The 24,952-nt window shown below is 70.8% G+C and carries 18 protein-coding genes and 1 pseudogene; 12 read left to right on the top strand and 7 right to left on the bottom strand.

Annotated elements, in window-relative coordinates; translation table 11 throughout:
* Nucleotides 1–120 precede the first annotated feature (120 nt).
* From OG510_RS29365 to uvrB, 3 genes are all read right to left on the bottom strand, one after another.
* Entirely contained in the window at nt 121–2,034 is a 1,914-nt protein-coding gene (locus OG510_RS29365) for a TerD family protein (protein ID WP_406140762.1), read from the bottom strand.
* Between the two features lie 203 nt (nt 2,035–2,237).
* Nucleotides 2,238–2,804 (bottom strand): TerD family protein, encoded by a 567-nt coding sequence (locus OG510_RS29360; protein ID WP_164264775.1) that lies wholly within the window; start codon nt 2,802–2,804, stop codon nt 2,238–2,240.
* Nucleotides 2,805–2,949: 145 nt separating this feature from the next.
* Complete coding sequence (gene uvrB / locus OG510_RS29355; protein ID WP_406140761.1) at nt 2,950–5,091, bottom strand: excinuclease ABC subunit UvrB; 2,142 nt, start codon at nt 5,089–5,091, stop codon at nt 2,950–2,952.
* Between the two features lie 84 nt (nt 5,092–5,175).
* On the opposite strand from uvrB, the gene OG510_RS29350 reads away from it, so the two are divergent.
* Nucleotides 5,176–5,721, top strand: a complete 546-nt coding sequence (locus OG510_RS29350; protein ID WP_406140759.1) for a methylated-DNA--[protein]-cysteine S-methyltransferase — start codon at nt 5,176–5,178, stop codon at nt 5,719–5,721.
* A gap of 84 nt (nt 5,722–5,805) precedes the next feature.
* Here the strand turns inward: OG510_RS29350 and OG510_RS29345 are convergent, their stop codons facing one another.
* Complete coding sequence (locus OG510_RS29345; RefSeq protein WP_406140757.1) at nt 5,806–6,168, bottom strand: cupin domain-containing protein; 363 nt, start codon at nt 6,166–6,168, stop codon at nt 5,806–5,808.
* Nucleotides 6,169–6,407: 239 nt separating this feature from the next.
* On the opposite strand from OG510_RS29345, the gene OG510_RS29340 reads away from it, so the two are divergent.
* Nucleotides 6,408–7,856, top strand: coding sequence for a WGR domain-containing protein (locus OG510_RS29340; RefSeq protein ID WP_406140756.1), 1,449 nt, complete (start codon nt 6,408–6,410; stop codon nt 7,854–7,856).
* A 52-nt stretch (nt 7,857–7,908) separates the two neighbouring features.
* On the opposite strand, the gene OG510_RS29335 is transcribed toward OG510_RS29340, so the two are convergent.
* The gene (locus OG510_RS29335) at nt 7,909–8,550 is read right to left on the bottom strand and encodes a uridine kinase (protein WP_406140755.1); all 642 of its coding nucleotides are present in this window, start codon (nt 8,548–8,550) and stop codon (nt 7,909–7,911) included.
* Between the two features lie 39 nt (nt 8,551–8,589).
* Between OG510_RS29335 and OG510_RS29330 the strand changes: the two genes are divergently transcribed.
* Nucleotides 8,590–9,111, top strand: coding sequence for a nuclear transport factor 2 family protein (locus OG510_RS29330; RefSeq protein ID WP_406140754.1), 522 nt, complete (start codon nt 8,590–8,592; stop codon nt 9,109–9,111).
* Nucleotides 9,112–9,458: 347 nt separating this feature from the next.
* Here the strand turns inward: OG510_RS29330 and OG510_RS29325 are convergent, their stop codons facing one another.
* Complete coding sequence (locus OG510_RS29325; RefSeq protein WP_406140753.1) at nt 9,459–10,202, bottom strand: hypothetical protein; 744 nt, start codon at nt 10,200–10,202, stop codon at nt 9,459–9,461.
* Nucleotides 10,203–10,391: 189 nt separating this feature from the next.
* Here OG510_RS29325 and OG510_RS29320 point away from each other — a divergent pair, with 189 nt between their 5' ends.
* Entirely contained in the window at nt 10,392–12,197 is a 1,806-nt protein-coding gene (locus OG510_RS29320) for a translation initiation factor 2 (protein WP_406140752.1), read from the top strand.
* 10 nt (nt 12,198–12,207) lie between these two features.
* On the opposite strand, the gene OG510_RS29315 is transcribed toward OG510_RS29320, so the two are convergent.
* Nucleotides 12,208–14,364, bottom strand: a complete 2,157-nt coding sequence (locus OG510_RS29315) for an NB-ARC domain-containing protein (RefSeq protein WP_406140751.1) — start codon at nt 14,362–14,364, stop codon at nt 12,208–12,210.
* Between the two features lie 60 nt (nt 14,365–14,424).
* Here OG510_RS29315 and OG510_RS29310 point away from each other — a divergent pair, with 60 nt between their 5' ends.
* The 8 genes and pseudogenes from OG510_RS29310 to OG510_RS29275 all read left to right on the top strand — a co-directional run bounded on the left by OG510_RS29310 (nt 14,425) and on the right by OG510_RS29275 (nt 24,892).
* Nucleotides 14,425–14,958, top strand: a complete 534-nt coding sequence (locus tag OG510_RS29310) for a hypothetical protein (protein ID WP_406140750.1) — start codon at nt 14,425–14,427, stop codon at nt 14,956–14,958.
* Between the two features lie 180 nt (nt 14,959–15,138).
* Nucleotides 15,139–16,407 (top strand): annotated as a pseudogene (locus OG510_RS29305) (glycosyltransferase); the annotation flags it as partial.
* Nucleotides 16,390–18,660, top strand: a complete 2,271-nt coding sequence (gene helR / locus OG510_RS29300) for an RNA polymerase recycling motor ATPase HelR (RefSeq protein ID WP_406142615.1) — start codon at nt 16,390–16,392, stop codon at nt 18,658–18,660. The pseudogene OG510_RS29305 and the gene helR, both read left to right, overlap by 18 nt.
* A 197-nt stretch (nt 18,661–18,857) precedes the next feature.
* On the top strand, nt 18,858–20,150 hold the full coding sequence (locus tag OG510_RS29295) for an ABC transporter substrate-binding protein (protein WP_406140749.1): 1,293 nt from the start codon (nt 18,858–18,860) through the stop codon (nt 20,148–20,150).
* Nucleotides 20,151–20,162: 12 nt separating this feature from the next.
* Entirely contained in the window at nt 20,163–21,092 is a 930-nt protein-coding gene (locus OG510_RS29290; protein WP_406140748.1) for a carbohydrate ABC transporter permease, read from the top strand.
* Nucleotides 21,093–21,116: 24 nt separating this feature from the next.
* On the top strand, nt 21,117–21,944 hold the full coding sequence (locus OG510_RS29285) for a carbohydrate ABC transporter permease (RefSeq protein ID WP_164266585.1): 828 nt from the start codon (nt 21,117–21,119) through the stop codon (nt 21,942–21,944).
* The gene (locus OG510_RS29280) at nt 21,941–22,936 is read left to right on the top strand and encodes a LacI family DNA-binding transcriptional regulator (protein WP_406140747.1); all 996 of its coding nucleotides are present in this window, start codon (nt 21,941–21,943) and stop codon (nt 22,934–22,936) included. The genes OG510_RS29285 and OG510_RS29280 overlap by 4 nt, the downstream gene beginning before the upstream one ends.
* A gap of 24 nt (nt 22,937–22,960) precedes the next feature.
* On the top strand, nt 22,961–24,892 hold the full coding sequence (locus OG510_RS29275; protein WP_406140746.1) for a cellulase family glycosylhydrolase: 1,932 nt from the start codon (nt 22,961–22,963) through the stop codon (nt 24,890–24,892).
* The last annotated feature ends 60 nt before the right edge of the window (nt 24,893–24,952 follow it).

Here is a 24,952-nt window from a genome sequence, read left to right as displayed (position 1 = left end):
GGGAACACCAAGGGAAGGTAAAGGGATTGGTAAAGGTTAATCCAAAGACCCAGGTCATCAGGCCAGTAGGTCAGTAGGTCAGTAGGTCAGTAGGTCAGTAAGTGAGTAGGTCAGCGAGTGTCAGGCGCGGCGAGCTGTCGCGACCTGGGCGAGCACCGTCCGGAGCACCGCACTGCCCGGCGGCGGCAGCGACGGCTCGTACGTCCAGGCGTGCCCGACCCAGGGGTCGGCGAGGTGGTCATCAGGAACCGGAGTGATACGCAGAAGCGAACGCCACAGCGGATCGAGCACAGGACCGAACTCCCGGGCGTCCTCACGGTCCGCGACCAGCAGCAGATGGACGCCGACGGAAGGCCCTTCGTCGGCCAGGTAGCGCAGCTGTGTGAGGGCGCGGTCGTCGAAGCCGTGCGGGAAGTCATTGACGATCAGCAGCTGCTCCGCCGTGTCCAGCTCGGGCGGGAGAGCGTCGGCCGCGTCCCCGCGCACCGCCATCTGCACCAGATCCACCCACTGCACCAGCCGCGCCAGTACGGCGCCCACGCCCTTGGCACCGGTCGCCGGTGGTGCGTCGAGCACCCCGGAGGCGGTCAGCGGAGCGAGCGGCCCTGTACCCGAACCCGCCGGATCGATCACCTGCACGGTGAACTCCCCCACCGGGTGGACGGCGAGCAGACGGACGGCCAGGGCGACCGCGGTGTCCAGGGCGCGCGCCCGCAGCGCGCCGGAATCGAGCCCGGCACCGGATGCGGAGTCCGGCCCGGCGCCGGTACGGCCGCTGTCGACCCAGAGTCCGCGCTCCAGCGGCAGCCGCACCAGCATGGGGATACGCAGCTCGGGGCGGACCGGCAGGTGCAGATCTCCGAGGCGCAGGGCCAGCGGGGCCCGGGTCGGCGCGCGGTATCCGTGCCAGACCGGGTGGTCCCAGCGGGCGAAGGCCGGCGCCAGGGCCGGCTCGACCACCCGGGACTCGGCGAGCAACTGGCCGAGGTCCCGGTCGAGCACCTCGCGTGCCTGAGCGGTCAGCCCGTCCCGCTTCTCCTGGGCCTGCCGCCTGGCCTCGGCGCCCGCGGGACCGGTACGGCCGCGGGGGTCGGAGAGCGCCTCGTCGATCTCGCGCTCCAGACGTGAATCGGCGAAGTCGACGGCGCTGCGGTACGCGGCTGCTGTGCGGGCCAGATCCTCGAACATGCCCCAGATCTGGTTGTACAGGCGCTCCTCCATGGACCAGCCGGTGGCGTCACCCGCGAGGGGCTGTGGCGGTCCGTCGGGCCGGGCGCCGGGCGGTGTGGAAGGCGACGCCGGGGGCGTTGTCGGGGGCGGTGTCGGGGGCGCGGTGCGCCGCCGTCGCGGATGCGTGTAGTCGACCGGGCCGCCGGGACGGTGGCTGCTCGTTCCGGGGCTGCCGGGGCCCTCGTCGCGTACGGGTCGCGGTTCCTCGTCCCGTACGGCTACGGCCTGCGGGGCCGGCGCCACCGAGCGGGCCGCGCCGTCGGCAACCGAGGTCTGGATCACGTCCGCGAGCTGACGGGCGTCCGGCAGTCCCTGGTCACCGAGCAGATCGGCGAGGCCGCCCGCGTACCCCTGGCCGACGGCACGGACCTTCCAGGCGCCCTGTCTGCGGTAGAGCTCCAGGGCGATGACCGCGGACTCGGCGCCGAGTCCGGTGATGGAGTAGCTGACGATTTCCGCACCGGCCGGCCCGGTGACAGCGGTGAAGGGTGCGGTGACCGAGGCGAACGCGGTGGGTCCGCCGGTGCCTGTGGGCAGCGCCAGCAGGACCTGCACCCGGTGCACGGCCTCCGGCAGCGCCGCCAGGTCCACCGCGAGCCGGTGGTCCGCCGCCGCCTGCCGGGGCACTTCGACACCGGGCAGCCGCGGCGATCCGGGGTGGGCGACCCACTCCGCGCCGCGGACCCTGCCCTGCTCGTCGCTGAGCGTCGCACCGGCCAGGACCGGTTTCCCGGCCGACACCCGGATTTCCAGTCGGGCCACGGGCAAGGGGTGGTTCTGCCCCCGGACCAGCTCGGCCGTCATCGCACGTGCCCCCTCGTCGCGTTGCGCTTCCCGCGTTGCGCTTCGTCACGTTTCAGTTGGTCGTCAGCATGCGGTTCCACGCGCCGGAGCCACGTCGGAACCCGCTCGGGAACCGCTCGGCCCCCCCGCTGGAACGGCCGGTTCCCGGCAGCCTCGGGCCGCCGGGAACCGCTTTCGCGCTCTTCGAGAGCGCCGGGTCGTGCCTACAGGTGCGGCAGGATCGCCGGCATCAGGTCCTGGAACGTACGGCCGTTGGCCGGGTTGCCGATGGCCGTCATCTGCCAGCCGCCGCCCGAGCGGTGCACCTTCGCCATGATCTGGGCGGTGAACTGGCCGCCGCCGTCGAGCGTGTAGCGGGCGAGCTCCTCGCCGTTGGTCTCGTCGACGATGCGGCAGAAGGCGTTCTGCACCTCCTGGAACGTCTGGCCGGTGAAGGAGTTCACCGTGAAGACGATCTGGTCGATGTGGACGGGAACCCGCGCGAGGTCGACCAGGATCGCCTCGTCGTCGCCGCCCTGGCCGGCGCCGCCCACCAGGTTGTCACCGGTGTGCTTCACAGAGCCGTCGTCGCTGACGAGGTGGCGGAAGAACACCACGTCCACCGGCTGCTTGTCGGCGAAGAGCACCGCCGACGCGTCGAGGTCGATCTCCCGCGTGCGGGAACCGAACAGCCCACGGCGCGGCGCCGCCTGCCATCCCAGTCCCATCCGCACCGCGGTCAGGGAACCCCCGTCGTTCTTCTGCAGGCTGATGGCCTGCCCCTTGGTCAGGTTGACGCCAGGGCCCTTGGCAAAATTGGCCGTCACGCGCTGTCCCTTCTTCCTGTTTTCCCCACGTTTTCCCCGCACCCTACGCAGTCGCGCGGACGCCGCAGGAGGGCCGGGACGTTTTTGTGTCGTTCTTGCAACAACGGGGTCAGGCCAGCCCGCCCTCCTTCATCTGGCGCAACTCCTTCTTCAGCTCGCCGACTTCGTCACGGAGCCGGGCGGCCACCTCGAACTGCAGATCCGCGGCCGCGGCGCGCATCCGCTCGGTCATCTCCTCGATGATTCCGGCCAGTTCCTCGGCGGGGCGGTCGGTCGGGACCGCCCGCCCTCCCTTCGCACCCTTGCTGCCCTTGCCGCCCTTGGCGGCCGCACCGCTGAGCGTCGGCACCGGAGTCACCGGCTGCTTGCCGTCCTTGGCCTTGCGGTAGCCCGTGCCGAGCAGCTGCTCGGTGTCGACCTCCTCGCGAGCGATCGTCGCGACGATGTCGTTGATCTTCTTGCGCAGCGGCTGCGGGTCGAGCCCGCGCTCCTTGTTGTACGCGACCTGCTTCTCGCGGCGCCGGTTGGTCTCCTCGATGGCCTTCTCCATCGCCGGGGTGACCCGGTCCGCGTACATGTGGACCTGCCCGGAGACGTTCCGCGCCGCACGGCCGATGGTCTGGATCAGTGATGTGCCCGACCGGAGGAAGCCCTCCTTGTCCGCGTCGAGGATGGCGACCAGCGACACCTCGGGGAGGTCGAGCCCCTCACGCAGCAGGTTGATGCCGACCAGTACGTCGTACTCCCCGGCGCGCAGTTCGCGCAGCAGCTCGATACGGCGCAGCGTGTCGACATCACTGTGCAGATAGCGCACCTGGATGCCCAGATTGAGGAAGTAGTCGGTCAGGTCCTCGGCCATCTTCTTGGTGAGGGTGGTGACCAGGACCCGCTCGTCCTTCTCCGTACGCAGACGGATCTCGTGGACCAGGTCGTCGATCTGGCCCTCGGTGGGTTTGACGACGACCTCGGGGTCGACGAGCCCGGTGGGGCGGATGATCTGCTCCACGAAGCCGTCGCCCCGCGACAGTTCGTACTTTCCGGGCGTGGCCGAGAGGTAGACCGTCTGCCCGATCCGCTTCTGGAACTCCTCCCACTTCAGCGGCCTGTTGTCCAGGGCTGACGGCAGCCGGAAGCCGTGGTCCACCAGGGTGCGCTTGCGGGAGGCGTCGCCCTCGTACATCGCGCCGATCTGCGGGACGGTGACATGCGACTCGTCCAGGACGAGGAGGAAGTCCTCCGGGAAGTAGTCCAGGAGCGTGTTGGGCGCCGTGCCGGGGTCTCGGCCGTCGAAGTGCATCGAGTAGTTCTCGACGCCGGAGCAGCTGCCGATCTGGCGCAGCATCTCCAGGTCGTACGTGGTGCGCATGCGCAGCCGCTGGGACTCCAGCATCTTGCCCTGCTTGTCCAGCTCGGCGAGCCGCTCCTCCAGCTCCTTCTCGATGCCGTTGACCGCTTTCTCCATGCGCTCAGGGCCCGCCACGTAGTGGGTGGCCGGGAAGACATAGAGGGACTCGTCCTCGCTGATGATCTCGCCGGTGAGCGGGTGCAGCGTCGAGAGCGCCTCGATCTCGTCGCCGAACATCTCGATCCGGACGGCGAGCTCCTCGTACACGGGGAAGATCTCGATGGTGTCGCCGCGCACCCGGAAGGTGCCGCGGGTGAACGCCACGTCATTGCGTGTGTACTGGATGTCGACGAACCGGCGCAGCAGCTCGTCCCTGTCCAGCTCCTGGCCGACCTTGAGCGACACCATCCGGTCCACGTACTCCTGCGGCGTGCCGAGGCCGTAGATGCAGGAGACCGAGGCGACCACGACCACGTCGCGGCGGGTCAGCAGCGAGTTCGTCGCGGAGTGGCGCAGGCGCTCGACCTCTTCGTTGATCGAGGAGTCCTTCTCGATGTACGTATCGGACTGCGGGACGTACGCCTCGGGCTGGTAGTAGTCGTAGTACGAGACGAAGTACTCGACGGCGTTGTTGGGGAGCAGCTCGCGGAACTCGTTCGCCAGCTGGGCGGCGAGCGTCTTGTTCGGCGCCATCACGAGGGTGGGGCGCTGCAGCTTCTCGATCATCCAGGCAGTGGTCGCCGACTTGCCGGTGCCGGTCGCGCCGAGCAGGACGACATCCTTCTCACCTGCACGGATACGCTTGTCGAGCTCGGCGATGGCCGTCGGCTGGTCACCGCTGGGCTGGTAGGGACTGACGACCTCGAAAGGCGCCACCGTGCGTTCGATCTTGGAAACGGGCCGCATGCAACCACCGTACGACCACCCACTGACAACCGGGTCCGTTCGCCGTCCGGCCGCGCTGTCGGTGGGCCGCCGTACGGTGGTGTCGTGGAGAAAGAAACGCAGGGTGTCGAGTGGACCACGGTCGGCAGCAGCATCGGCCCGCTGCTGCTGGCCGCGACCAGCAGGGGGCTGGCCGGGGTCGTCTTCCACGCCGCTCCGGCGGTGCGCCGCACCGCGCTGGAGCGGCTGGCCGTCCGGTTCGCGGCCCCGCCCGTCGAGGCGCCGGAGTCGGCGCGGCTGGCCGAGCCCATACGTCAGCTGGCCGCCTACTTCGACGGTGAGCTGCGCGCCTTCACACTGCCGCTGGACTGGACGCTGACCGGGGGGTTCAACCGCCGGGTGCTGCGCGAGCTGGCGGCCGGCGTGCCCTACGGCTCCGTCGTGGGGTACGGCGACCTGGCCCGGCGGGTGGGGCAGCCGGGCGCCGCGCAGGCGGTGGGCGTCGCGATGGCGTCGAACCCGCTGCCCGTCGTCGTGCCCTGCCACCGGGTGGTGGAGAGCGACGGCGGCCTGGGCGGATTCGGCGGCGGCCAGGAGACGAAGCGGCAGCTCCTGGCCCTGGAGGGCGTGCTGCCGCAGCCTCTGTTCTGAGCGGTCGTTCCGTACGGCTGCTCCGGACGGCTGCTCCGGGCGGTTGCTCCGGCGCGGTTGTTCCGGGCTTCGGAGGACCGGGGCTCAGAGGCTGATGTGGTACGCCTTGCGCAACGTCTCGTGGACGGTCCAGGTCGTACGGTCTCCCTCGCGCAGCACACACGCGTCGCCGGGGCCGATCCGCAGCGTCTCGCCGCCCTCGACCGCGACGGTCGCCCGCCCGCTGACGACCACGAACAGCTCGTTCGCCTCGGTGTCGGTCACCACTCCGGGCGTGATCTGCCAGATACCGCGCAGCTGCGTACCGTCAGCCGACTCCCACAGGACCTTGCCGGTGACCACGGGGTCTCCGGAGACGATCTGTGCGGGGTCGAGCGGTTCGGGCTCGAGGTCGGCATCCGGTATGTGCACGGCGAAGGAGGCGGGGGTCTGATCATGTGTCGTCATGGCGGGAACCTTAGCGACCGGGACGGGCTGGATGAATCCGGTGTCCACGGGGACGTGCCGGCCGGTCTCCGTGAAGCCCCCGGTCCCCGGAACCGGCCGTCACGTTCGGGTCCAGGGCGCGCGGGCCAACCGGGCCTGACCAGCCCGATCAGCGCGGCGGGCCGATTGTCAGTGGTGGGATCTAGCTTGGATTCAGTGAGGAACGGCCGAACGGGCCGGTCCCTGGGGAGGGGTGTGCTGTGGTCACTGTCGGGTCGGGAGAGACGACGTATCTGGAGCTGTCCCAGGAGGGCGCCGGGGCGCACAAGTTCTACGAAGTGACCGTCAGCGAGACGACGGTGGCCGTGCGGTACGGAAGGATCGGCGCGGATGGACAGCGCCAGGTCTCGACCTTCCCGACCGCCGCCAAGGCGCAGGCCGCCGCGGCGAAGAAGGTGGGCGAGAAGGTCCGCAAGGGATATGCGCCCGCCGTGCGGGGACAGCGTGCGGCACGCGCGGTGACCCGCCGTCAGGTGACCTCCGCCCCCTCGACGGCACGGGCCACGGCGCCCGTCATCTGGCGCTTCCGCACCGGCACTTCGGCGTTCGGGATCCATATCGACGAGGACCACTGCTGGGTGGGGAACCAGCGCGGCGATGTCTACACGCTGGGTCACGACGGCGAGGTGCTGGCCCGGTTCTCGCTGCCCGACGGCGTCAAGTGCCTGGTCGCGGACGACTTCTGGATCTATGCGGGCTGCGACGACGGCAAGGTGTACGACCTGTCGTCCAAAGTGCCCTTCGCCGCCTACGAGATCGCGGAGGACGTGGACATCTTCTGGCTGGACATCCACGAGGGCGTGCTGAATGTGTCCGACCACAACGGCGGGCTCACGGTCATCGACCACGAGGACGAGTTCCAGTGGTCGCGCCGCTCCAAGGGCAGGAACGCGTGGATGGTCCGGGCCGACGACCACGCGGTCTACCACGGACACACCCACGGCGTGACGGCGTACGCGGCGGACGGCAGCGGCGAGTTGTGGCACACGGACACCTTCGGCGGCGTGCTCTTCGGCTGGCAGGAGGAGACGTCGGTGTACGCGGGCACCGGCCGCCAGGTGGTCGAGCGGCTCGCCAAGGCGACCGGCAGGAGCGAAGCGCGGTACCAGTGCGACGCCGCGGTGTACTCCTGTGCGACATCTGCCGACGGGGAGTACGTCTTCGCGGGCGACCTGGCCTCGTCCGTCTACTGCTTCACCTCGGACGGCACCCGGCTGTGGAAGCTGGGGACGGGCGGCGGTTCTGCGCTCTCCATGCAGTACCACGACGAGAAGCTCTATATCGTCACCACCGACGGCTCGCTGGCCTGCATCGACGCAAGTGAGGCGGCGATCACCGCGGCGCAGGGCGGGAGCCTGCCGGTCGCCGTGGATGTCAAGCAGGCGGCCGCCCTGCCCACCTACACGCCGACGGCGGACGTGGCCACGGTGAGCGCCGTTCCCGCCCCGGGCGCCGGGATCGTCGTGGAGTGCGTACAGGTCGGGGGCCGGCTGCGGGTCCAGGTGGTGTCGGACGGCTATGAGCCGACCTGGCACGTCCAGTTCCCCCGGGGGATACGGCAGGCCGGCGCCCGTTATGTGGTCGACGCCCTGCACTCGTCGTCGGGTGGCTTCTACCGGGTGCGGGGCGAGATAAAGCGCCTCGTGTAGCGGGGCGGTTGCCGGTTCCCGGGCGGGTGGTCCTCGGGCCGCCGGTTCGTTCTCAGGACGGTGGCCCGCTCCAGGCGAGGTGGTCGGGGTGGTCGGCCCGTACGACGACGTCCGCGGTGTCCGCGGGAGCGACCTCCTCCTCGTACCGCTCGAAGGCGGACAGCGTCCACTGCTCGTCCGTACCGGTGCGGCGGCTGAGAGCGCCCGGCGACAGCCGAAGATGGACGCTCAGATCGAAAGGAAACCAGTGTCCGAAGAGCAGTGGCCCGTGCACGATGAGCACGGCTCCATCCGGCAGCTTCTGATACGGGCTGCGGGTGGCACGGTCGGTCACCGGGTCCCAGAGGTCGGGCAGCACGCGTCCGCTGCCGCCCGCCTCCAGCGGCCCGAAGACCTCGCGCCAGAGCGCACCGGTGTCGAACCAGCCGCTGTAGTACGTGTCCGGGTCCCGCTTGCCGTACTCGTACCGCAGTGAGGCCGGGCGCAGGAAGCCCTGCGTACTGACCACATGGGCGGACCGGCCCCTGACCCGCAGCCCCTCGGCGACGGCGGCGGCCAGTTCTCCGGTGGGTGCGGCGGGCGCACCGTCCACCGCGATCTTGGGCCAGGGCCCGCCGTCCGCGGCCTTCAGTTCATCGGCGCTCCGGACCAGAGCACCGGTCAGCCGTTCCCAGGAGATCGCTTCGAGTCGCACACGTTCATCATCGCCGAACCGGTCTCTACGATCGGGCGCATGGATCTGGAATTCGCGCAGAAGTTCGCCGCGGAGTGGCGGGAGGACTGGAACTCGCACGACGTGGAGCGCATCCTCGCGCACTACCACGAGGAGGTGACCTTCAGTTCGCCGATGATCGCGCGCTTCACCGGCGATGCGTCGGGGACGGTTCGCGGCAAGGACGAGCTGCGCGCGTACTGGCGGACGGGGCTCGCCCGCATCCCCGATCTGCACTTCGACGTCATGGACGTACGGGCGGGGGTGGACTCGCTCGTGATCGACTACCGGAACCAGATCGGGGGGCGGGTCTATGAGGTGCTGACGTTCCGGGACGGGCTGGTGATCTCGGGGTTCGGTGCGTACGGGGCGGTCCTCGCCGTCGAGGAGCGGGAAGGAGAGGGGCGCGGCGCCGCAGAACAGGGCGTCGGAGAACAGGGCGTCGGGGCACAGGGCATCGGGGCACAGGGCATCGGGGCACAGGGCATCGGGGCACAGGGCATCGGGGCACAGGGCGTCGGGGCACAGGGAGCCGGAGAGTAACGCGCGGGTGGCATGGAGCGGGCCCGGAGGTATGTCCAACCCCCGGGCCCTGATGATGCCGCCCCACTGCACACGCCGGCGCGCTTGAGGGCACGGGTCAGCTGTTACGTCGTCGCGCTCTGCCATTGAGCTACCGCCCCACGGAGAGGGGCGGGCCGGGGTCGAACCGGCAACCGACGACCAAGCCCGCGCCCGGTCGGACCGGCGATGAGCGGCGAATGCTGAGTCTGGAGCGAGAGTCTGAGACAAAACGCGGCTCATGCCGCTTCATCACGACGAACTTCAGTTTCAGCTTGCGCTCCTCGCGCACCCCGGGCCGCACTGAGGCGGCCGGGGAGTCTTTGACGCTACCCCTGCCCGGTCCCGAAGAGGTAGCCGAATACCGCGTCACCCACATGCTCGTCGGAGACATCGGCGCCGTTCGCGTCCTCGCGTGCGAACTTCACCGCCTGCTGCAGCTTCTCGATCCGGCCCACCAGCTCATTGACCCGGCGGGCGGGCAGCGCGCCGGAGAACTTCACGGTGGTCCAGTAGCCGACCGGTACATCCTCGTAATACACCTCGACCTGCGCCGGGTGATTCTCGGTCGCCTCGACCTTGACGTGGTTACGGGGCACTTTCCTCGTACGGACCGTGCGCACCGGCTCGGTCTTCCAGGCGTCGGTGGAGGGGTCCTGCACCCAGAATTCGGATGCGTCGAGAATCGGCAGCTTCCGCGCGAAGGTATGGAGATCGGTGAGTTGTTTCTCCAGGAACAGCAGATAGGAGACCGGCACGGCGGTGAGCAGTACGCGGCCATCGACCTTCACATCGGCGCGGGCGGAGCAGTTCGCCCAGTCCTTGGTGGCAGTGACGTCGAAGAGCCTGGTCAGGGTGGCGGCCGTATCACGCAGCACGTCCTCGGCCTGCACCTGGACCCGGGTGGACTCGGGCGGCAACTGCTCGCCCTCTTCGTCCTTCGGCTGGTAGGTGCGGGAAATTCCCGACAGCAGGACCGGCTTCTGCAGTCCCTGCTGGGCCGCGGTGAGGTCCTGGTGGGACTTGGACTTGATTCCCTTTTCGACTGCGATGATCTGATTGAGTTTCACCACGGATGGAACGTAGCAGCGACAACTCCCGTGGATCCAGGGATTATTAATGCCGCCGTTCAGGGGGAGAAGGAGCGGGACGGCGCTCCCGGTAGGATCTCGGCATGCCACTGTCCAGGCCGTCGAATCCGCCCACCGCATCCGTCATCAGATGGCAAAAACACCATTCACGACAGCACGCCACGGCCTAGAATGAACAATCCAAACAGCGGGCAGCGGGCAGCGGGCAGCGGGCAGCGGGCAGCGGGCAGCGGGCAGCGGGCAGCGGGCAGCGGGCAGCGGGCAGCGGGCAGCGGGCAGCGGGCAGCGGGCAGCGGGCAGCGGGCAGCGGGCAGCGGGCAGCCTCAAGAAGTCGGTAAGAAGTCGGTTCTCTTCGCGGCGCGTTCCGCGACCGCCCTGCACCGGCTCCTCGACGTCGCACCGGTCTTCGCCGGTGACAACAGGATCGGCCCCCGCCGGTTCACCCTGATCCCCGGCTCGGAGTTCGGGGTCGACGCGCTCACCGCGATAGAGCAGGCAGGCGCGCGCACCATCCCCTGGGAGCAGGCCCTGCGGCAGCCGTACGACTTGATCGTCGCCGCCAGCCCCAAGGGCGATCTGGATCTGCTGACCGGCCCGCTCGCCCTCCTCCCGCACGGTGCGGGCTTCAACAAGTCACTCGCCGGTGAGGGCTCACCCGATTCCGCGTCCGGGCTCGACCCGGCATGGCTGCTGCGTGACGGCCGGCCCCTCGCCGATCTGCACGGACTCGCCCACCCCGGCCAGGTCGCACGGCTCGCGGCCCGGAGCCCGGCCGCCGCCGCCCGTGCGGCCGTGGTCGGCGACCCTGTACTGGACCGGTTGCTCGCCTCGCTGCCGCGCCGTGACACCTACCGCAGCGCCCTGGGGACCGGTGGCCGCCGGCTCATCGCCCTCACCTCGACCTGGGGGCCGGAGTCGCTGCTGGCGCGGCGGCCCGGCCTGCCCGCCGAACTGACTACCCAACTCGACTACGACGCTTATCAGTTCGCGCTCATCCTGCATCCGAACGAGCACAGCAGGACCGGCGAGTACGACCTGCGGCAGGCTCTCGCCCCCGCGCTCGCGTCGGGAATGCTCCTGGCCCGGCCGTACGAGGAGTGGGCCTCGGTCCTCGTGGCTGCCGACGGTGTCATCACCGATCACGGTTCGACGGCGCTGTACGCGGCGGCGCTGGGCATCCCGTTGGCAGCGGCGTGCGACGGCGGCAGCGAACTCATCCCCGGCACCCCGATGGCCGGGATCCTCTCCCGGGTGGCGGCCCTGGATACCCCGGCCGCTCTGGAACCGGCGCTGGCAGCCCACTCCCCCCAGGCCGTACGGGCCCTGGCCGCCCCGGCCTTCGCCGAACGGGGCAGGTCCCTGGAGCAGCTACGGACCGGGCTCTACGCACTGCTGGGCATCGCTCCGCCCACTGACGCGATCGGCGCTCGCCCCCTTCCCTCGCCCGCTCCCGCCTCCCGCACCCCGGCGGCCTTCGCCGTGCGGACGGAAGTGAACGGCGAGCACATCCGCGTCGAACGGCGCCCCGCCCACACCGACCTCCCCGCCCACCACCTCGCGGCCGAGCCGGAACACGCCGCGGTCCCCCAGTCCCAGAGCGCGGCGCTGCTCTTCCGCCGCCGCGCCCGGCAGCGCCGGACCGGGCCGCACTCCGTCACCTGGACAGCGGCAGGCTGGACCGCCCGCGCCCTCGCCGACCACCCGGGGCCCCGTACCGCAGCGGCCGAACTGTCGGGCTCCCGCTGGCTGCTCCGCAGCGCGGAGGCACCGCTGCTCACCGTCCGTATCGAGGGCTCCACCGGCGAAGGGACCGTCGTACGGACCGATCCGGCCGCCGCCCTCTCCGGCGTGCACGCCTGGCTCGCCGACAACCCGCACCCGTGTGCCCCGGTCACCCTGTACTGCCGGGTGGCGGGCCGTACGTACCGCACGCACCTGGCCCCGGCCACCGACGATGAAGCGGCCCACGAGCTGTAAGCGGGACCCGTCAGGAGGGGCTGCCCGTGTCGTCGGATTCCGCGTCCGGAAGGCCCCCTCCCCGTTCGCGGATCGCCCGGGCCGACGCGCGGTGTGCCGATGCCGTCTCCTCGTCGCCGCCGTCCGCCGCGAGTGAGGCGAGCGCCTCCAGGATCCGCACCTCGTCCCGCCCTGAGCCGCGCTCGCGAGCCCCGTCCAGAGCGAGCGCGTACAGCTCGGCGGCCTCCTCCCGGCGGGTGAGCGCCTGCAGCACCCGGCCCAGTTCGAAACCGGTCCTGGCGGTCATCCTTGCGCGCTGCTGCTCGCCGGCCATCGCATGGGCCCGCCCCAACAGCTGTGCCGCCCGCTCCAGTTCACCCAGGGCTGCGGCGGCCTGTCCCAGCAGATGGGTCTGGAGCAGCACCCCGTACGGGTTCTCGATCCGGGTGTGGATCTGCCGGGACTCCTCGAAGTCCCGCGCGGCGGCCGCCCAGTCCCCCTGTTCGGAGCGGACCCGGCCGCGGAACTCCAGTGCGGACGGCCACAGTTTCCGCTCGTTCCCGGCCGGCGCTTCACCGAGCAGCCGGGCGCCGTTCACCGCGAGCCGTACCTCGGTCTCCGCTTCCTCGTACCGCTGCTGTTCCCAGAGTGGGCGGGCCAGTTGGCAGCGCATCCGTGCGAGGGCCGCGATGTGCCCGGCCCGTTGTGCGGCGTCCCGGCCCGTACGGAATGCCTCGGTCACCTCGCCGTAGTGCGCGTGGTCGAGAAAGTGCGTCCACAAGGGCTCGCAGAGCGCCCATGCCTCGGTGTCCATGCCGTGCGCGTACGCGGCACGGACACATCCGTACAGCGCGAGCCGCTCGCCCTCCAGCCACCGCAGGGCACGCTGCTTGCTCGACCCGAACTCCACATCCGGCGCCCCCTCGATCGCGGGCGCGGGCTCGGCGAACGTCATACGCTCTCCCGCGGCCAGCTTGTCCGCCCGCTGCGCCTGTCGCAGATACCAGCGGATCACCCGCCCGCGCGCCTCGGCAGCCTCGGCCTCCCCGCCGTGCCGCCGCGCGCAGCGGACCGCGTGGGCCAGCACCAGATCGTGCATCGCCGGGCGTCCGCCCCGCCCCGGCAGCAGCAGACCGGCCCGCTCCAGCTCCTCCAGGGCGTCCTCGGCCGCTTCCGTGCCCTCGCCGAGCAGTGCGGTCACTGTCTCCTGCGCGAGATACCGGCCGGGGTGCACCGCGAGCAGCCGGTACAGCCGGGCGGCGTCAGGACCGAGGTCCCCGTACGCCGCGTCCCAGACGGCTTCGACCACGGGCAGGCCCCTCTCCGTCAGCTCGTCGGTCAGCTGGGCGGCCAGCCGCAGCAGCCCCCTCCTGCGATGCTTGCGGAGCCACTCGCCCGCGACCTCCAGTGCGGCCGGCAGGCCCCCGCACACCCGGGCCAGGGCTTCGGCTGCCTCGGGTTCGGCGGAGAAGCGCGGGTCGTCGGCGAGTCCGCGCAGCAACCGCGCGGCGTGCTCGTCGCCGAGCGGCCCCAGCGGAATCTCCAGGTCGGCGCCGCCCTTCAGATCGTCGAGCCGGCCCTGGCTGAGGGCGATCACGACGGAGTCCGCCGATGCGGGCAGCAGCTGCTCCAGCTCAAGCCCGACCCGGACGTTGTCGACCACGACGACCAGACGTCTGCCCTGGGTACGGGCCCAGTACTGCCGCCTGCGTCCGGCGTATGCCGGCTCGACCCAGTCCGGCTGCACCCCGAGCGAGCGGAGCAGCTCGCCCAGGACCTCGGCGGTCTCGACGCCGCCGTCCCTGCGGTGGTCGTCCAGGTCGACGAACCGCAGGGCATCGGGGAACTCCCCGGCCAGCGCCCGCGCGAGCCGCACCCCGAGCGCCGTCTTGCCGACGCCGCGCAGCCCATGGACCGTTACGACGAGTGGCCGCCCCGCGGCATTCGCGGTGGCGCCCCTGTCCGTTCCGCCACCGGCCCCTCTGCGGCCGTGAACGGCTCTGATCACAGCGCTCTGTTCGTCGTCCCGGTTGACGAAGTACGCCACGTCGGGCGGTAACTGGACCGCGGTGATCTCGGGGCCCGTATCCGTACTCCCATGAATGTGGACCTCCCCCACGCTTCCGGCCTGGACGACCGTCCCCACTTCGGCATGCCCGCTCACGCTGTTCCGCGTCTCTTCGACCACGTATCAACTCTATGCAGCACCACTGACATTGGGGCACGCCGCAACGGGAAGTAACGTGTCATGACGGATCGCCCGCTGCTCCTCATCGACGTGGATGGCCCCCTCAACCCGTACACCGCCCGGTTCGCCCGGCTGCGCGGCTACACGCCCCACCGGTTCCACCCGGCGAACTGGCTCGCCCGCCAGACCCCGGGGTCGCGGGCCCACCGCCGCGGCCTGCGCGTCCGGCTCCACCCGGAGCACGGCGCCCGACTGACCGCTCTCCCCTTCGAACTGGCGTGGGCCACCACCTGGATGCACCAGGCGAACGAGATGATCGCCCCGGTCATCGGCCTGCCGGGCCCGCTCCCGGTCATCGAATGGCCCGAGCTGTTCGCCAAGGACCCGGACGGCCTCTACTGGAAGACCCGTCCGCTCCTGGAGTGGGCCGCCGGGCGCCCGTTCGCCTGGGTGGACGACCTGATCACGGACCTGGACACGGCGCACGTCGCGACGCACCACGACGCACCCGCGCTGCTCCTGCGGATCAAGCCCCGGCACGGCTTGCGGGCCAGGGACTTCACTACCCTGGCCAACTGGTCGAATTCGCTCTGACCCCGTGCGAATTCGTGCTGACGTGTGCGGCTTCGCGGCGGCCGGAAGCGCGGAGGGCAAAACAAAAGGCAAGGAGGTTTCCCACTCCTTGCCACTTTTAACTTATAGCGCACTGGGGGGCTTGCGGCAAGGGCCCGGTCGTACCGCAGAATCGTCGGCCGAAGCCGGAGCCTACGAAAAATGCGGGGTCGCGAAGTGCGTGTGCTGTTGTCGACGTATGGGTCGCGCGGGGACGTCGAACCGCTGGTGGGGCTCGCGGCGCGGCTGCGGGACCTCGGCGCGGAGGTACGGGTGTGCGCACCGCCGGACGAGGAGTTCGCCGGGCGGCTGGCCGGGGTGGGCGTGCCGCTGGTGCCGGTCGGCCGTCCGGCGCGGGCGCTGACGACCGCCGCGCCACAGCCGTCGGCGCTGCCCCGGCGCGCGGCCGAACTGATCGCCTCCCAGTTCGCCGCGGTGCCCCCGGCGGCCGATGGCTGCGATCTGGTGGTGGCGACCGGTGTGATGCCGGCCGTGGCCGGTGCGCGGTCGGTGGCCGAGAAGCTGGGCATCCGCTCGGTGTCCGTGACCTTCCAGCAGCTCACCCTGCCGTCGCCGCACCACCCGCCACTGGCGTATCCGGGGCGGCCGTTCCCGCCGGAGGTGACCGACAACGAGACGCTGTGGGACCTGGATGCCCGGAGTATCGACGCGCTGTTCGGTACGGCGCTCAACACGAACCGGGCGTCGGCCGGCCTGCCGCCGGTGGACAGCGTCCGCGACTATGCCATCGGCGGCCGACCCTGGCTGGCCACGGACCCGGTCCTGGACCCGTGGTACGAGATCCCGGGCCTCGATGTGGTCCAGACCGGCGCGTGGATCCTGCCCGATGTCCACCCGCTCCCGGCGGACCTCGAGGCGTTCTTGGCCGCGGGGGCACCGCCCGTGTACGTCGGTTTCGGCAGCATGCCCCTGCACGCGTCGAAGGACCGGGCGCCGAAAGGCCGGTCGTCGCAGGATCGTACGGCGCACGACATCGCCCGGGTCGCCGTGGAGGCGGTCCGCGCTCGGGGCCGCCGCGTGATCGTGTCCCGCGGCTGGGCCGAACTGGCTCCGGCCGACGACCGGGACGACTGCTTCGTCGTCGGCGAGGTCAACCAGCAGCGGTTGTTCGGCCGGGTGGCCGCCGTCGTCCACCACGGCGGCGCCGGTACGACGACCACGGCGGCCAGGGCCGGTGCGCCGCAGGTGGTGGTACCGCAGGCGGTTGACCAGCCGTACTGGGCCGGCCGGGTGGCCGACCTGGGCATCGGCGCCGCACACGAGGGTCCGGCCCCGACCGTCGATTCCCTGTCGGCCGCACTCCGGACGGCGCTGTCCCCCGGGACACGCGCCCGGGCGGCCGCCGTCGCCGACTTGGTCCGCACCGACGGGACGGCCGTGGCCGCCCGGCTGCTGCTCGACACGGCCGACCGAACCGAGCCGCCGCCCCCGCCACCGTCCACTCCCACTCCCACCCCCACTCCCACTCCCACTGCCGCAGCCGCAGCCGCAGCCGCAGCCGCAGCCGCAGCCGCGAAGGATCACACCACCGGAGCGTTCGCCCTTCCCCAAGCCCTCGCCGCCAAAGCCGACCCGGCGCTGATCGCCCGTGACGAGCAGCACTTCGCCGCCGTCGCGGAGTGCCTCGACCAGTCCATCGCCGAGCTGTCCGGCCGTCTGGACGCCGAGCGCAAGGCACCGGGTGGCATCGGCCGGCAGGCCATGGACCGGGACCTGGAGATCCACCGGCTGACCGCCCGTCTGCGCACTCTGCGCCGCTTCGGTCTCGACCTGTGCCTCGGACGCATGGTGGGCGCGGACGGTCAAGAGCCCGTGTACGTCGGCCGTATCGGCCTCAAGGACAGCGCCGGCCGCCGTCTGCTCATCGACTGGCGCTCCCCCGCCGCCGAGCCGTTCTTCGGCGCCACCCACGCCCGTCCGATGGGCCTGGCGAGCCGCCGCAGATACCGCTGGACCCGCGGCCGGATCAGCGACTACTGGGACGAGGTGTTCACATCGGACGGGTTCGCCGGGCACGCCGCGCTCGACGACCAGTCCGCCTTCATCGCCAGTCTGGGCGGCAACCGGTCGCCACGGATGCGCGATGTGCTCGGCACCATCCAGGCCGACCAGGACGCCATCATCCGTGCGGGGTCCCGTGGCGCCCTCGTCGTCGACGGCGGTCCGGGTACGGGCAAGACGGTCGTCGCGCTGCACCGCTCCGCCTATCTGCTCCACTCCGACCCCCGCCTGGGCCACCACCGCGGCGGGGTGCTGTTCGTCGGTCCGCACCAGCCGTATCTGGGGTACGTCGCCGATGTTCTGCCCAGCCTCGGCGAGGACGGCGTCCAGACCTGCACCCTGCGGGACCTCGTCCCCGAGGGTGCCGCGGCGGTGACCGAGGCCGACCCGGGTGTCGCTCTCCTGAAGTCCTCGGCCGGCCTGGTCAAGGCGGTGGAGACGGCGGTGAGGTTCTACGAGGAGCCGCCCGCCGAGGCGATGACGGTGACGACCCGCTGGTCCGACATCCGGCTGAGCGCCGACGACTGGGCCCTGGCGTTCGAAGCGGCGGAACCAGGCACTCCGCACAACGAGGCACGCGACCAGGTCTGGGAGGAGCTGCTCACGATCCTGGTGGACAAGCACGACGACGCAGACGCGCCGGCCGGTCAGCTCCGCGGGTCGCTGCTGCGGAACAGGGAGCTGCTCACCGCCTTCCACCGCGCCTGGCCGCTGCTCGAAGCGGCCGACCTGGTCGCAGACCTGTGGTCGGTACCCGCCTATCTGCGGATGTGCGCGCCCTGGCTCGGCCCCGACGACGTACGGCGGTTGCAGCGCCGGGACGCCCGCGCCTGGACCGTGTCCGACCTGCCGATCCTGGACGCGGCACGGCAGCGGCTCGGCGACCCGGAGGCGGCACGGCGCGAGCGCCGGCACCGCGCGTCCGTCGCCGCCGAACGCGAGCAGATGGCCAAGGTCGTCGACAATCTGCTCGCCGCCGACGACGACGGCGAAGGCGTGCTGACGATGCTGCACGGTGAGGACGTACGGAGCAGCCTCATCGACGAGAGCGCACCGTCCGGCGCCGAACCGGACCTGCTGGCCGGGCCGTTCGCGCATATCGTGGTGGACGAGGCCCAGGAACTGACCGACGCCGAGTGGCAGATGCTGCTGCTCCGGTGTCCGTCCCGCAGCTTCACCATCGTCGGGGACCGCGCCCAGGCCAGACACGGGTTCACCGAGTCGTGGCAGGAGCGGCTGGAACGCATCGGGCTCGACGGGATCAGGCTCGCGTCGCTGAGCATCAACTACCGGACCCCGGAAGAGATCATGGCGGAGGCCGCCCCCGTCATCAGGGCCGCGCTTCCGGACGCAAATGTGCCGGTCTCGGTCCGCGGCACCGGCGTCCCCGTCGTCCACGGGCCCGCCTCGGAGCTGACCGCGATCCTCGACGCCTGGCCGGCCGCGCACACCGAGGGGATCGCGTGTGTCATCGGCGATCCCGGATTCCGCTCGACGCGCCGCGTCCGGTCGCTGACCCCGGAGCTGTCGAAGGGCCTCGAATTCGACCTGGTGGTTCTCGTCGACCCGGAGGCGTTCGGTACGGGCATCGAAGGGGCGGTCGACCGCTATGTCGCGATGACCCGGGCGACTCAGCGACTCGTCATCCTCACCAGCTCCTGACCCCGGCGTGGCCAACGGCCCCCGTACCAGGCCAAAATCGCCGGATTCCCCCATCTCCCAGCCCCCCGTTCACCATGTGCAACGGGGGGTTGACCGCGCCCCCGCCGCCTCGTACGGTGCTCGCACCTCGCGGGTGTATCGATTAACCACCTCCCGGGGTTCCCACTCCCCTGCTCCCCCGTAGGAGGCCGCACGCCGTGCGTTCCAAGCTGAATCGCCGTGGGTTCATCTCCGCGGGGGCGGCCGTCGCCGCCGGTGTCGCCGTGCCCGGGCTCTCCGGGTGCGGGCTGGTCGGAGGGGACGAGTCCGACCCCGACACCCTGGTCGTCCACAGTTCGCTGGGCGGCACCGCGCCCGGCTCCGCGACCTTCCGTGCCGTTCTCGACATGTTCCGCAAGGAGAACCCGGGGCTCAAGGTCAAGAGCCTGATCAACGGGGACGAGCTGGGGCAGGTCTACGAGACCTCGCGGCTGGCGCACAAAGAGGCCGACGTCGTCATGGTCAACCTCTACGACAAGACCGTCTCCTGGACGGAACTCGGCGCCACCGTGACCGTCAACGGCTATCTGGACGACTGGGACCTGCGTAAACGTATCCTGCCCGCCGCGCTCGACGAGTGGACCGACGACAAGGGCCGGCTCCGCGCCCTCCCGTACATCGCGAGCAACTGGCCCGTCGCCTTCAACCGCCGGCTGCTGCGCAGGGCCGGTGTCGAGGACATCCCGCTCACCGGCGACGCCCTGATCGCCGCCGCGAAGAAGCTCCGCGCCAAGGGCACCGCCCCCGTCACCATCGGCGGCAACGACTGGACCGGGCAGAAGCTCCTCGCCCAGATCATCCAGTCCTTCCTCACCGCGGACCAGGCCAAGAAGCTCTACGCCACCGGGGACTTCAGCGGGATCAAGGGAGCCAGGGAAGGCATCGAGTACTTCGTCGAGCTGCGGGACGCCGGGGTCTTCACCGACAAGGCCCAGGGGCTCACCACCGACACGATGACCACCCAGTTCAACACCGAGGCCGCCGCGATGCAGTCGGCGATGTCCTCGGCGCTCGCCCGCGTCCCTGACAACGTTGCCGACCATACGGACGTGGGAGGCTGGCCGCTGCCGCCGGGCGCTGTGCACGACAGGCCGACCATTCTGCGGACCTTCACCGTCTCCGGGTTCTGGGTCAGCCCCAACGGCACCAAGAAGATCGGGACCGTCGAGAAGTTCGTCCGCTTCATGTACCGGCCTGAGGTCGTCAGCCGGTTCATCGAGGAGGGCGGCCGGGACATGGCCGTACGCACGGACACCCTGAGCGACCGGTTCCCGCTGGTCGCCAAGGCCCAGCAACTGGGCAGCGACGTCAGCCAGGTCGTGCTGCCCGACCTGTACGTACCCCCGTCGGCCGTCCAGCCGATGATCCAGGCCACCAGCACCGCCTTCACCCCGGGCGTCAGCTCCCGCCGTATTCTCTCCGCGCTCCAGGGCGCGTACCGCAACGCCTGAGGAGGCAACCCCATGACGATGACCTCGTCCGTCAGGCCCGCCTCCCGGCCGGCCGCACCACCCGCGGCCGCCGGGCGCGGGCAGCGCGGGCCGCGCACCACGGTCCTCGCGCTGCCCGCCCTCGTCTGGTATCTGGTCTTCATGGTCGGCCCGATGGTGGCGATCTTCGTGATCGCCGCCCTGCACTGGCCCGGCATGCTCCAGCCGACGTCCTTCGCCGGGGCCGACAACTTCCGCGCACTCTTCGACGACCCGGTCTTCTGGCAGGCCGTGCGCAACACCGGTCTGCAGATGGTCATCGCACTTCCGGTGATGATCGTCTGTGCCTACATGGTCGGCTACTACGTCGCGCAGAAGCCGCCCGGCCACCGGGTGATCCGCTATCTGCTGTTCGTCCCCGGGCTCATCTCCACCCCGGCCAAGGCCATGGTCTTCTACGCCGCCCTCTCCCCGGACGGCCTGGTCAACGGCGCCCTCAAGTCCGTCGGCCTGGGGTCGGTCACCGACGCGTGGCTCGCCAACCCCGACACCGCGCTCTACTGTCTGATCGCCCTGGACGTCTGGGCCGGTATCGGCTTCACCGCCGTCCTCTTCGCCGCGCGCCTCGACAGCGTGCCCGAGGAGATCGGCGAGGCGGCGCAGCTGGACGGCGCCGGGCACTGGCGCGCCATGTGGCGCATCCACTTCCCGGTCATCAAGGAGTACGTCGGCGTCGTCACGATGCTCCAGTTCCTGTGGACGCTCTTCGGCTCCGCGCAGCAGGTGCTGCTGCTGACCCAGGGCGGGCCCGCCAACTCCTCGACCACGCTGTCGTTCCTCGTCTACGAGAAGGCGTTCATGGAGAGCGACCTGGGCTACAGCCAGGCCGTCGGTGTGGTCCTCTTCCTCGCGGGGCTGGCCGGGCTGCTCGCCATCCGCCGCGCCTTCCGCCAGAGCTACTGATCGGAGCCCGACCCCATGGCCACCATGAAGTTCAGAAAGTCCTGGCTCCCCGCGCACATTCTGGTGTGGGCGTACGCCGTCCTGCTCGCGATCCCGCTGTACTACTTCCTGGCGTCGGCGTTCAAGTCCAACGAGGCGATCTTCGCGCACCCGCTCGCCCCGCCGACCTCGCTCGGGTTCGGGAACTTCCGCACCGCCTTCGAGAGCGCCGATCTGGGGATGGCGATCCTCAACTCCGGGATCGTCACGGTGTTCTCGCTGGCGCTGACGCTGGGGCTCGCCATCCCCGCGGCGTTCTCGCTGGCCCGTGCGCGCGGCAGGACCGGCGCAGCCATCGAACGGATCTTCTCGCTCGGCTTCCTCATCCCCACCTTCGCGGCCCTCTTCCCCACCTTCCTGCTCTCGGCGGCCACCGGGCTCTTCCACACCCGCCTTTTCATGGTGCTGTTCCTGCCCGCCACCGCGATGCCGCTGTCGGTGGTCATCCTCATCCAGTTCATGCGGACCATCCCGGCCGAGATGGAGGAGGCCGCCCGGATCGACGGAGCTTCGACGTTCGGGGTGCTGCGGCACATCTACACCCCGATGTGCATGCCGGGCATCGCGACGGTGCTGCTGCTGAACTTCCTGACCTTCTGGAACGAGTATCTGTACTCGCTGATCATCATCGGCCCCGATCCTGACCTGCGGACCATCCAGGTCGCGCTGCCCACCCTCAAATCGCAGATCGGCACCGACTACGGCATCCTCACGGCCGGCACGATCCTCACCCTCGTCCCGGTGTGGATCATGTACACGCTGCTGCAGAAGCGGATGCAGCAGGCCCTGGTCAGCGGCGCGGTGAAGATGTGAGTCCGGCTCCCGCGGCCGGTCCCCGGCCCACGATCAAGGACGTCGCCGCGCAGGCCGGGGTCTCCACGGCGGCGGTGTCCAAGGTCTTCAACAACACCGGCCGGATCTCCGAGCCGACCCGGCGCCGCGTCCTGGAGGCGGCCGGGCGGCTCGGCTGGTCGCCGAGCGCGTCCGCCAGTGCGCTGCGCAGGTCCCGTACCCGTACGGTCGCGATGGTCGTACGCCGTCCCACCGATGTCCTCGGCACCGATCTGCACTTCTCCGAGCTGATCACGGGCCTGGAGAGCGAGCTGTCGCCGCGCGGGTACGGGCTGCTGCTGCACCTGGCCGGCGATGTGCGCGAGGAGACCGCGCTGTACGAGCGGCTCGCCGCCGAGGGCCGGGTCGACGGGGCCGTACTGACCGAGCACCGGGCCGACGACCCGCGGCCGCCCCTGCTGGAACGGCTCGGGCTGCCCGCGGTCCTGCTGGGCGCCGCGCACCGCAGCGGGGTGAGCGAAACGGTCCGCCATCTGCTGGACCTGGGCCACCGGCGCATCGCCTATGTGACCGGGCCGACCGCCCTGCTGCACACCCGTTTCCGGCAGCAGGTCCTCGAGGAGACCCTGGCCGCGGCCGGCCTGGCCCCGGTCGCCGTGCACCACACGGACTTCACCGAGGCCGCGGCCACCGCCGCAACCGAGCGGCTGCTCGCCCTGGAACCGCGGCCGACCGCCATCGTCTTCGCCAATGACTCGATGGCGGTGTGCGGGATCGGCACCGCGCAGCGCGCGGGGCTCTCGGTACCCGCCGACCTGTCCGTCGTCGGCTACGACAACCTGCCCGTGGGCAGCTGGATCCATCCCCGGCTGACCACGGTCGACCAGTACGTCCAGCGGGCCGGCGCGGCCGCCGCACGGACGCTGCTGGCGCGGTGCGGCGAGGACATCCCCCCTGAACCCCTCACCGGACAACCCCGGCTCGTCGTACGCGAGTCGACCGGTCCCGTCTGATTTCCCTTCCCTGGAGCACTACACATGCAGCGCCACAGCGCCCAGCTCGCCCACGACCCGGCCGTTCTGCCCTGGCTCGGCGCCAACTTCTGGTCCCGCACCGGCGGCCCCCTGATGTGGCGGAACTACGACCCGGGGGTGGTGCGCGAGGAGCTCGCCGTGCTGCGCGAGCACGGACTGACCATGACCCGTTCGTTCTTCTACTGGCCGGACTTCCACCCGGAGCCGCACCGGATCGACGAGGACCTGTGCGACCGCTTCCGGGACTTCCTGGACGCGCATGGCGAGTACGGGATGGGTACGGTCCCCACCTTCATCGTCGGCCATATGTCAGGTGAGAACTGGGACCCGGTCTGGCGTGCGGGGCGCGATCTGTACGAGGACGTGTGGATGGTCGGCCGGCAGGCGTGGTTCGCGAGCGAGATGACCCGGCGCTTCAAGGACCACGCCGCGGTCACCGGGTGGCTGATCACCAATGAGATGCCGGGGTACGGGCGGATCTACCAGGTCGACCCGCCGACGTCGGACGTGGTGACGGCATGGGCGCAGTCGATGTGCAACGCGGTGCGGGCGGCGGGCGGGACCCAGCCCGTCTCGCTCGGCGACGGCGCCTGGGGGCAGGAGGTCACCGGGCGCGACAACGGTTTCTCGCTGCGCGAGACCGCAGAGTACGTCGATTTCGTCGGGCCGCACGTCTACCGCTCCGACACCGACACGGTCCGCCAGCACTACCGGGCGGCCTTCGAGTGCGAGCTGGCTTCGGTGACCGGACAGCCGGTGATCCTGGAGGAGTTCGGTCTCTCCACGGACACCGTGTCGGCGCGGAACGCGGGGGTGTACTACCGGCAGACGCTGCACAATTCGCTGCTGGGCGGGGCGACGGGCTGGATGGCCTGGAACAACACCGACTACGACGACCTGTGGGACCAGTCGCCCTACGACCACCACCCGTTCGAGATGCACTTCGGCATCACGGACAGCGAGGGGCGCCCGAAGGAGCCGCTGCGGGAACTCGCCGCTTTCGCCACCGTGCTCGGGCAGGTCGACTTCGCGCACTGCCGGCGCACGGACGCCGGTGCGGCGCTGGTCGTCCCGGCGTTCCTGGAGCGCGGCTACCCATACAGCAGGCCGGCGGACCGCCCGCTGATCTTCTCCTCGCTCCATCAGGGGTATGTCGCGGCGCACGGCGCCGATCTGCCGGTCGGTTTCGTACGGGAGGCGGACGGGCTCGCCGACGACGTACAGCTGTATCTGCTGCCTTCGACCCGCCAGTTGACGACCCGGACCCGGCGGGACCTGGAACGGCGGGCGCGCGCGGGGGCGACCGTCTATCTGTCGTTCTGCTCGGGCGAGCACCCGGCGACCCGGGGGCCGTGGTTCCACGATCTGGACGGGCTCTTCGGGGTGGAGCACCAGCTGTCGTACGGGGTCGCCGAGCCGGTCGAGGACAGCGTCGTCGACCTGACGTTCACGGAGGACTTCGGCCCGTTGAAGGCCGGTGAGACGCTGCGCTTCCCGGTCGCGGGGAACGAGGACAGCGTCGCCTATCTGCCCGTGGTGCCGGTGGACGCACGCGTGGTGGCGACCGACGCGCACGGCCGGCCGGCGCTCCTGGTGAACCAGACGGGGGCGGGGCGGACCGTGCTCGCCACCTACCCGCTGGAGCACATGGCCGCCCGTACGGCGCGCGTCAACCCGGAGCAGACGCACCGGTTGTACGAGGCTCTGGCGGAGGTCGCGGGGGTGGACCGCCCGGTGACGGTGGACACTCCGTACGTCAGCGCCGATGTGCTGGTCCACGAGGACGGACGGCGGTTCGTGTGGCTGGTCAGCCAGTCGCCGGAGACGCTGACCGTGCGGCCGGGCGGCGGCAGGTTCTTCGGCCTCGGCACGGGGGCGGAGTCGCCCGAGGTGACGCTGGAGCCGTACGGGGTCCAGGTCCTCGAACTGCGCTGAGGACCCGGACCGGACCGGGCGGGGCTGTCGGGGTCGGCTGGGCTGTCGGCCGGGTGGCGG

The organism is Streptomyces sp. NBC_01089 (assembly GCF_045162975.1).
Classification (GTDB): Bacteria; Actinomycetota; Actinomycetes; order Streptomycetales; family Streptomycetaceae; genus Streptomyces.
Note: the sequence above shows the minus strand (reverse complement) of the source record. Positions and strands in the feature narration are given on the sequence as shown.

What these genes read in the sequence shown, in the direction of transcription:
- OG510_RS29365 (WP_406140762.1), bottom strand. Translation starts at nt 2,034, where the DNA reads ATGACGGCCGAGCTGGTCCGGGGGCAGAACCACCCCTTGCCCGTGGCC.
- uvrB (WP_406140761.1), bottom strand. Translation starts at nt 5,091, where the DNA reads ATGCGGCCCGTTTCCAAGATCGAACGCACGGTGGCGCCTTTCGAGGTC.
- OG510_RS29345 (WP_406140757.1), bottom strand. Translation starts at nt 6,168, where the DNA reads ATGACGACACATGATCAGACCCCCGCCTCCTTCGCCGTGCACATACCG.
- OG510_RS29330 (WP_406140754.1), top strand. Translation starts at nt 8,590, where the DNA reads ATGGATCTGGAATTCGCGCAGAAGTTCGCCGCGGAGTGGCGGGAGGAC.
- OG510_RS29320 (WP_406140752.1), top strand. Translation starts at nt 10,392, where the DNA reads ATGAACAATCCAAACAGCGGGCAGCGGGCAGCGGGCAGCGGGCAGCGG.
- OG510_RS29310 (WP_406140750.1), top strand. Translation starts at nt 14,425, where the DNA reads ATGACGGATCGCCCGCTGCTCCTCATCGACGTGGATGGCCCCCTCAAC.
- OG510_RS29290 (WP_406140748.1), top strand. Translation starts at nt 20,163, where the DNA reads ATGACGATGACCTCGTCCGTCAGGCCCGCCTCCCGGCCGGCCGCACCA.
- OG510_RS29285 (WP_164266585.1), top strand. Translation starts at nt 21,117, where the DNA reads ATGAAGTTCAGAAAGTCCTGGCTCCCCGCGCACATTCTGGTGTGGGCG.
- OG510_RS29275 (WP_406140746.1), top strand. Translation starts at nt 22,961, where the DNA reads ATGCAGCGCCACAGCGCCCAGCTCGCCCACGACCCGGCCGTTCTGCCC.